This is a genomic window from Pseudoalteromonas sp. 1181_04, assembly GCF_052850545.1.
This window is the reverse complement of the sequence record NZ_VXCS01000084.1, coordinates 1-847: the sequence shown is the minus strand read 5'-3', so window position 1 is coordinate 847 and position 847 is coordinate 1. Positions and strand designations below refer to the sequence as shown.

General features: G+C 55.4%; 1 protein-coding gene. It reads right to left on the bottom strand.

Features of this window, described 5'->3' with window-relative positions; genetic code table 11:
- Positions 1–847, bottom strand: an 847-nt coding sequence (locus FW757_RS23130; RefSeq protein ID WP_446441784.1) for an Ig-like domain-containing protein, incomplete at both ends; no start/stop codon positions are given.

The window sequence follows — 847 nt, the reverse complement described above, 5'->3', positions numbered from 1 at the left end:
CGTATGGCTGCCATTGCCATCCGTAAAGGTAATCGCAATGTCACTATTGGCTAGATCCGATGTCCCTGTAACCAGCGGCGTATTGTCGTTGGTCAACGCCGGTGCATCGATAGTGACGCTCGGCGCTGTTGTGTCTATCACCCCAGTTTCGCTATCGGTGCCGGTATTGCCTGCGGAGTCTGTCACACTGACATTCACTGTGTACTCGCCTTCGACGAGCGCGTTACTGACCTCCACCGACCAATTTCCTGCGCCATCCGTTGTTGCTGTCGCGCTTTGTACTGCGCCATTGGCAGCGATGATTGTAACGTTCACTTGCGTACCCGCTGGCACCCCACTGCTTTGGCCACTGATGAGCGGAGTAACATCACTGCTATCTGCCAGCGCATTCACGCTAATGACCGGCGCGGTGACATCAATCACCCCGGTGACACTGGCGCTGGCTGGATTGCCCGCTTTATCTGAGACACTCGCAGTGACTGTGTATTCGCCTTCAGCCAATACCTCCAGCGCAGGCACTGACCAGGTGCCTGATGGTGTCATTTGCGTGGTGACTGTGTGTGAGTTGCCTGCCGCATCATTAAATACTAAGGTGACAATGCTGCCTTGTGGCGCACTGGCCGTGCCGCTGATAGTAGGCGTGGTGTCATTCGTGTCGGCTGGCGGATTAATGCTGATATCCGGCATGGTGGTGTCGATAATCCCAGTAACTGTGGCCGTGCCTTGATTACCCACGGCATCTTCAACGGTGGCGGTCACCGTAAAGTCACCCTCCGCTAAATCACTACTGGCCGTGACACTCCACGTGCCGCCAGTTACGGTGGTTTGAATAGTCTCTGCTGGATTA